Below are 8,058 nucleotides of genomic sequence, written 5' to 3' on the forward strand. Positions count from 1 at the left end.
AACTGCAGATTTTGATGCCTATCCAAACACCAATATCAATGCTTTTCCTAAAAGCGAAACACAGACTGCTATTGTTAGGGAAAATGCAGATCCTGATGGTTTAGGCAGAATACGTGTACAATTTGCTTGGCAGAAAATAACTGGAGAGATGACTCCTTGGATACGTATTGTAACACCACATGCAGGAGGAGACAAAGGGTTTCATTTTATACCAGAAACAGCAGAAGAAGTCTTAATAGGTTTTGAAGGCGGTAACGCAGAACATCCTTATATGATGGGTAGTTTATATAATGGTTCTGGAAAAGCAGGCGCTTTTCAAAATAACTCAAACAATGTTAAAGCCATTAAAACCAGAAGTGGTCATACATTAAAATTCACGGAGGACGAAAGTATTATTCTAACAGATAAAAGTGGTAACGAGCTTCATTTTGATACTGTAGGTAGTAATATAAATATTACAGCTCCTGAGACCATGACTTTTAACTGTAAAAATATGGTTGTTAACGTAGAACAAAATTTGACTACAACTGTGGGTATGAATAAGACAGATTCTATTGGTATGAATTCTAGTGAAAACACTGGAATGATGAAGTCCACTACAGTTGGTGCCAATGCAAATATGATGGTTATGGGTAACTTAATGGAGTTTATACAAGGAGATTTAACATCTGAAGTTGTCAAGGGAAGAGAAGAATCTGCTTCCCAAATAAAAATCACTAGCAACAAAGGTAATATAACCAAAAACGCAAAAGGACAAATACAGAATAATAGTGGTGAAAAAGGAAATAATTTTTAAGCTATGCGACAACGGATTGTAAATGGTAGTATAACCACAATAACAGAAAATGATCATAATTTTTATGCAACAGAAAGTAATGTATCCTTCTCTGCCAGCTCAAGCGTAGAAGAAATTGGGGCCGAAAATGGTGTTAGCTATGGTGATAATGAGGATTGTAAAATAACTAGAGTAAACCAAGTTGCTATTGGTAAAGCACGACGTGACCCTGGATATAATTTTGATGGAACTAAAGCTGAAGATATGTATTATGCCGATAAGCCTCCTAGATCAGCTTCTATAACACAAGACCCTGTTTTTGGTCAAAGTGATTATAACCTAGGACTTTGCTTAAACACTTTAATGAGTTCTTTATCAATAGGGAAAATGGAAACTCTTGCATTAGACATGGCCAATCATTTTACACAAGGTATTGGTGGTACTTATAAAAATGAAATATTAGATAATGAAATTGCAAACAACTCTGCTTTTGTATCCTATCACAATGATTTTTTAAAAACACTAAAAACAGAATTAAAAAATGCCTCCTATGATCCTTCCAATATATCTACGATACCAATGAGTTTATTAAACTTCTCGTCATTTTGGGATAAGGTATCTGGACTTGGTATTACAGTACATCAAGTATGGAGTGTAAAAGCCGAATTAAAAAATTACAGTCATAATTCCTGCACTGGATTATGGTCTGGTACTTTACAATATACTTTTTATGACCATTTTGGATTAGACTGGGATGATATTGTTAAACATGGTGAGGATAGGATACCTCAGTACCATACTGGAGATTTTTTTAAGGCTTGGTATATACTTCAGCATTACAGATCTGCAAAGCCATTTATAACTGAATTTTATAGAAGTGTGTATTTAAGTGGAAACTCTAAACGTTCGTAAATGAAAAACATACTATTTTTTTTAGTCCTTATTTTAATTTCATGCAATAATAAAATGCAAAACAATAATCAAATCGAAGATAAAGAGCTAGCAATAAAACCATTAAGTCCTTTTTTTTATGAATTTACTGGAAAAAACAATATGCTTAACAGGATAGATTACTTTTATTTAGAAGGTGATTTTGAATACAATACAGCATACTTCAACAAGCTACAAAAGCTAATTGATGACCACAAAAAAAATATTGAAAACAAGTACAATCTTTATTCAATTTACATTTATAAAAAAACTGAAGAGCTTAATAGTACTTATAATAAAACTAGAGAATTCTTAGATGGTAAAAACAATGATCTAATACTATATAATAGATATATAGATAATAAAACCGACATTTTATATTACATTAAAAATAGTGATGTAATCTACGATGGAATTGAAAATAAGAAAGTGAATTTTGAATTTGAACAGTAATTAAATCTTTTAAATTGAAAGACAATACTAAGTTCATAAAAAAATGACCTATAAATTAGTGTAATGCAGACTAAAGACTACATAGTATATAAAATAAAAACAGGAGATTCTTTAAAATCTCTAGCTGAAAGAATTGGCTTAAATAACTATAAGCAATTACAGGATTTTCATAATACTATATGTCCAAAAAGTGAGCTATTAAAAAACTTCGAAATAACAAAAGGAAACACCTTATATGTACCAGATTTAAAGGAAGTAATTAGTCTAAATAATGAAATTAAAAAGGATAAAATAAACCAATCCCCTTTAAACACCTTTAAACTAAAACTAGATAATTTAATAGTTAGTTATAATGTAACTATTGACAAAACGGTTACTACTAGAGTAGCAGAAAAAACAAACAAAATCGCTTATAAATTGGACCTTAATTATCTTATAAACAAAGATAATTTAAGAATCTTAAGAGTAGCAAAAAGCGAATTTTACATCAATAAAAACAAGCCTCAATCCAAAATACAACAACTCGCTTTATATTGCTCTAAAGCTTATTACCCAATGGATTTGTTATTAAACAAACACGGAAATATTATAGGCATTAATAACATGTCCGAAATTAAAAAGCGTTGGCTTGATAATAAAAGTAATTTAGAAGCAAATTTTAATGGTGACTATGCCGAAAAATACATTAATAATGTTAACAAAAAACTACTAGAAAGTAACCAACTGGAAAAAGCAATAATTAGCGACACAGTACTTAACACGATACTACTACCCTATCAAAGATTAAATAAAACATCAAAAACTGTTTTTAATATTAGTTATTATAAATATCAAATAAACCTTAAAGTAACTCAAGAAGTTGAAAGTAATGATACTAAAAATAATGCATTGACCATTTTACAAAATGGAATAGTTGAAGACACTAGAAGTTATAAAGATTTATTAAATCCAAACGATGTTAACAACAATCCCTTTTATGTAAAATTACCAAAAATTGAAGGCGCATTAAACAGTAGTTACCTGGTAAACTTAGAACAAGGACTTTCAACAAAAATCAAAGCTAATTACCATATCGATTACACCACAAATAAAAGTAAAACAACGATGCTAACTATTAATCGTATTAATAATTAATTATTATGAGTACCGGAAAACATTTTGTAATACAAAAAGGTAAAGCCATGTGTAATCAAGGCACTACCTTCCCTAGTTTTAAAGTCTCAAGTCACACTAAACATTATTGGAATGATAGTGGTAATAGTCCAGATTTTTTAGCAGTAACAGAAGACGATGTACAATTTACACCATCTTCAAACTCATTTGGTCCATGTGCTTTAAACAGAAAAAATCCATGTGCTTTTGCTCCTGCAGGAAAATGGACAAAAACATACGATAAAGTTACTGTTCAAGGTAAAAAATGCGTGATTGAAGGCTCAGAACTTATGTGTTCCGTTGGAGGAAAAATCACAATAATGACACATGGTCAAAGTGCAAGTCTAAGTAAAAATAATATTAATAATGCAGACCAAGATGTACAAGAAGAGTTAGACCCTTTAACAGACACTAATGATATTGTAGAAGATAATCAACCAGATGCATATTAAGTAGTATAATTATGGCAAAAAAAGGTGTAAAAACAATTAGCGGTCCAACAGCTCCAAGAATTGGACAACCTGCTATTTATACAGTAACCGAATGGCATTCTGGGACACCTGATGCTTTAAAAGCTAATGTGAAATGGGAGTTGTTTAAAAAAAGAAATTCAGGTCAATATACTACAACATCAATTATTAAAAATGGACCTATAGCCACCTTTACTTTTGGAGAAGTTTCTGCTAATCATGATTATAAGGTAGAAGGCTATTTATTTAATCCTGAATTATCTGGACCATCTACGGTTAATGTAAGACCACTTCAAGGACCTCCAAGCATTACTACCATTACCATGTTAGATTATAAAGGTGATAGATTTATAACTACTCCAAAATATGGGCAAATAGTTACAGTATCTATACAAACTGTAAACATGGTTGGAGAAAGTTTGACTATTAGCTTATGGGAAAGAGACACCATGTCAGACACTGGTCATGACCCAGAAGAGAATATAAAATTATGGGAAACACGTGCTACTATAGACAATACAAATGGTAATATAAAGGTGAAAAAACTATTATCTTTAGATATGGCTGTTAATGCTAATAAAGATATTTTTGAAGGAGATACACACGAGTATTATGTACTAGTAAAAGCAGAAAGAGTTAATCTTGCCAGTTATTCTACACAACAATTAGACATCTCAGCAGATACATCTAACTATGTTATAAATAATGCAATACAACAAGCTTTAGAGGTTGAAGGTATAGCGTCAGACCCAATACCAGAAAATGGTAATAGTCCAAATGTCGTGGAGGATCTGGTTGACACAGAAGATGAAGATAAATGTCCACGATGCGAAAACGATATAACTTTTGATGAAATAAATAAAATCTGTGTTAACGCTAGTGGTAGAAACTTAATTACTAATGATCAAAAAATTAAAGAAGCATTACCGTATTTAAATAAATACAGAGATAAAATAGGACTTAATACTTGTACGAAAAAAGCGCATTTCCTAGCTCAACTTGCTCAAGAAAGCAAATTTTATGATTTAGCAGAGGGTTTTAATTATTACTGGGAAGCACTAATCAGTACTTTTTCCGCGTTTCAAACAACACAAGGTAGAGTTAACGCACGTCTGTGGGGAAGACAAGTTAAAAGTAGAAGTCAACCAAATTATGTTAGCGTACCGCTTAACACCCAAATATTAATTGCTAGTTGGGCATACAAAAGCAAAAACCTAAATGGAGGTTTTGAGTCTCAAGATGGATGGAAATATAGAGGAAGAGGATTTAAACAAATCACATGGAAATCAAATTATAAAGTTTTATCAGAATATTTTAATACTGTTTTAAAACTTGAAGGAGATGCTGATGTAGACTGGGTAGCAAACCCCGAATCATTAACAGAAAACGGAAAAGACGCCATGCTATCTGCTTTAACTTATTGGGCAAAAAACGGTATAAATGCAGTTGCTACGGGATCTGATAATGATGATGTGACCAATGTTACAAGAAAAATTAATCCTGCATTAAAGGGTATAGACGAACGTAAAAGATATTTTTCAAATGCTGTAAATGTACTTAAAGTCAATCAATGCAATCCTGGTAATGTTACAAATGAAGAAGGAATGGTAGTATTAATATCTGGACAAGGAGCAAAAATGATGGGTACATCCGTTGTTTACGAGACAAAAGTATATAAAAACATAACCTTAGAGACCTTTAAACAATTAGAAAATAATGATGATTTAACAGATCCAGCACATACAACTTTCTTTGCTAGAGATGCTCATGGCGAAAAATACGGTAAACACTCAAATCAAAGATATGGAACATACAACGAGTGTCCTCCAGGAGAATACTATTTAATACCAAGTACACCTGGTCAAAAATATAAATTGTATGTTAGTGAGGATGGAACAACACCTTACATTAATGGAATACATGGACAACGTAGTGGTATTGCTTTACACCAATATAGACCTTTTTACGCCATTGGATGTCTAACTTCATGCACTGGTAGGGATTTATCCGTAGTTAACACACTATTAGAAGCATTAGATGATTTGCCTCTAAATGATAACAAACCAGTAAGAGTTATAATAGAAGAAAGAAATGTAACTGAAACCCAATGGCCTAATGCAGCAGTCGGAACAAAAAAATGGACTGGTATATTATAAATATTTAAATAATGAAAAGACAACAGTTAATAATAGCGCTAATAACTTCAATTTTTTTTGCTTGCAACTCGCAAACAAATGATAACAAAAACATGAAAAACACCAATCAACCTCCATATAATAAATTTAGTGAAGGAGAGGTAAATATTGACTTCGACACTACTATAGAATCTAAGAGAAAAGACATTAAAATTGCAATAGATTCCTTTGCTTATAAATATCCGAGCACAAAATTATTTGATCAAAAAATTAGCGAATATTACAACTTTAACATGTCTAATTATGACAATAACGTGTTGGTTTTACAACCTAGCTTAATGCCTGAAATTGCAATTAAGCCATTAAACATAATTTATATAGAAAGTGATGGCATGCTACCAATAAGTGGTGAATTACTATATAATTACAACCAATATGTTTTTTATAATTCAGAAAAATCTTTTGTTTGGCTTAAAGACAATAATTCATTTCTACTAAAAGAATTAGTGACAACTTACGGAAATACTCACGACAAAGATCTTTTACAATTTGTATTCCATAAAGTCGATTTTAATAGTAAAATTGAAATACAAGAATTAATATTCCAATATAAAGATTCTAAATATTTTTTAAGAACTGAGATGATTAATAAAATTAGAGCAATAGCCTATAATGGTAAAGAAGCCTCTTCTTTCTCTGACGTCATTAACGAAGATTTTTATTATACATTACCTAAAATAATAGATAAAATAAGTATAAATCAAGCCTTATATAATACCCCTGAAAAATCTATAGCATTTTTATTAAATGAATTAGCAAAATCGGGAATAACGGGTAGTATTGACTCTTATTTAAACAATAACAGTAATTTTCTAAAAATTTTAGTAGATCAAAATTATTTCGACAATGCTAAATTAAAAGAATACGTGACAGTAATTTATACACTAGAAAAAAAAACAGTATTAGTCCAGGTAATCGATAAAGATGGTTACACTAATCTTAGAAAATCACCTAATTCAAAATCAGAAATAATTCAACAAATAAAAACTGGTGATAACCTAGAAGTAATAACTACAGATGGCGATTGGATATTGGTCAAAACTAATGAAAACCAAAAAGGTTATGTCCATAAAACCAAAGTAGCAGATTTAAAATAGCAATAGTAAATTATGTTGTTGATTATTATACAATTAACTAGAAGATAACTAAATTTAAAATTTTCTAAAAAACATGATAAAACACTCTTTATATACATTGGTTTTCCTTTTATTATTTTTTTCATGCAAAGGACAGGATAAAAAAATAGAAGCTTATAATTTTGAACTAGAAGATTCTGATCATTCCTACATTATGAACGATTGGAGTGACGCTAAAAAAGAAGAGTACTATAAAAGAGTGGCAAATTTAATTTCTGACATTCATGACGATTACAAAACACCTAGTAAAACACATTTTAGCGATGTAATCAATAATAGCTTAAACTTAAAGGTTGATTATAATAAAACATTTCAGATTGCTCCAAAAACAATTATAGGTGATTATGAAATGGAGATTATAATATTTCCTAATAATAGAATAATAACTTTAAGTAATGAGCTTCCATTACTAGACTCAGTGTCTGTTAAGCATTATAGGTCTAATGATTTTAAAAATCTAGATCATACCACAGATAATAATCTAGTACTTAATGAAGTGTTTTTCAAAAATAATTTTGACTTTAATAAGGCGTCAAGAATCATAGACCTTTTAAAAAAGAATAATATCCAACTTTATGGGCCAGCATATTTTACCAAAACACATGATTTAAATATGGAGAAGAATACATTCAAGACGATAACAGTCCTGAAAAAGAAACTAAAATATGGACCAAGAAAGGCTTTGGCGAAATTAAATTTAACGATATAAACAAAGACTTTTTTATTCAATTAAGACAAAATAATCCTAAATAAAAAAATAATATTGAATGTATAAATTATGAAACCTCAATGTAAACTATTAATTTTACTTACAACACGATAAAATAAACCAACATGGCACTGCAAACCACAACAACGCTTTTTATAGGAGGACTAGAAATACCAGTATTTAAAAGAATAACGTTGCATCAACAAATAGATGCACATCATATGCTAGAGTTGGTTTG

At 30.3% G+C, this 8,058-nt stretch carries 8 protein-coding genes; all 8 read left to right on the plus strand.

The window, feature by feature from the left end; translation table 11 throughout:
- Window positions 1–796, plus strand: a 796-nt coding sequence (locus tag WNY60_RS15365) for a phage baseplate assembly protein V (protein ID WP_342862911.1), incomplete at its 5' end; no start/stop codon positions are given.
- 3 nt (window positions 797–799) lie between these two features.
- Window positions 800–1,687 (plus strand): DUF3289 family protein, encoded by an 888-nt coding sequence (locus tag WNY60_RS15370; RefSeq protein WP_339809685.1) that lies wholly within the window; start codon window positions 800–802, stop codon window positions 1,685–1,687.
- Window positions 1,688–2,158, plus strand: coding sequence for a hypothetical protein (locus WNY60_RS15375; RefSeq protein WP_342862912.1), 471 nt, complete (start codon window positions 1,688–1,690; stop codon window positions 2,156–2,158). It abuts the gene before it with no gap.
- A gap of 63 nt (window positions 2,159–2,221) precedes the next feature.
- Window positions 2,222–3,292, plus strand: coding sequence for a hypothetical protein (locus WNY60_RS15380; protein ID WP_342862913.1), 1,071 nt, complete (start codon window positions 2,222–2,224; stop codon window positions 3,290–3,292).
- Window positions 3,293–3,297: 5 nt separating this feature from the next.
- Complete coding sequence (locus WNY60_RS15385; RefSeq protein WP_342862914.1) at window positions 3,298–3,762, plus strand: DUF4280 domain-containing protein; 465 nt, start codon at window positions 3,298–3,300, stop codon at window positions 3,760–3,762.
- 11 nt (window positions 3,763–3,773) lie between these two features.
- A complete protein-coding gene (locus WNY60_RS15390) occupies window positions 3,774–5,936 on the plus strand; it encodes a hypothetical protein (RefSeq protein WP_342862915.1) in 2,163 nt (720 codons plus the stop codon).
- A gap of 11 nt (window positions 5,937–5,947) precedes the next feature.
- Window positions 5,948–7,072, plus strand: coding sequence for an SH3 domain-containing protein (locus WNY60_RS15395; RefSeq protein WP_342862916.1), 1,125 nt, complete (start codon window positions 5,948–5,950; stop codon window positions 7,070–7,072).
- Window positions 7,073–7,145: 73 nt separating this feature from the next.
- Entirely contained in the window at window positions 7,146–7,820 is a 675-nt protein-coding gene (locus tag WNY60_RS15400; protein WP_342862917.1) for a hypothetical protein, read from the plus strand.
- The last annotated feature ends 238 nt before the right edge of the window (window positions 7,821–8,058 follow it).

Origin of the sequence: Olleya sp. AS48 (assembly GCF_038900355.1) — a bacterium.
Taxonomy (GTDB): Bacteria; Bacteroidota; Bacteroidia; order Flavobacteriales; family Flavobacteriaceae; genus Olleya.

Coding starts and splice junctions, on each gene's coding strand:
- WNY60_RS15370 (WP_339809685.1), top strand. CDS start 800: ATGCGACAACGGATTGTAAATGGTAGTATAACCACAATAACAGAAAAT.
- WNY60_RS15375 (WP_342862912.1), top strand. CDS start 1,688: ATGAAAAACATACTATTTTTTTTAGTCCTTATTTTAATTTCATGCAAT.
- WNY60_RS15380 (WP_342862913.1), top strand. CDS start 2,222: ATGCAGACTAAAGACTACATAGTATATAAAATAAAAACAGGAGATTCT.
- WNY60_RS15385 (WP_342862914.1), top strand. CDS start 3,298: ATGAGTACCGGAAAACATTTTGTAATACAAAAAGGTAAAGCCATGTGT.
- WNY60_RS15390 (WP_342862915.1), top strand. CDS start 3,774: ATGGCAAAAAAAGGTGTAAAAACAATTAGCGGTCCAACAGCTCCAAGA.
- WNY60_RS15395 (WP_342862916.1), top strand. CDS start 5,948: ATGAAAAGACAACAGTTAATAATAGCGCTAATAACTTCAATTTTTTTT.
- WNY60_RS15400 (WP_342862917.1), top strand. CDS start 7,146: ATGATAAAACACTCTTTATATACATTGGTTTTCCTTTTATTATTTTTT.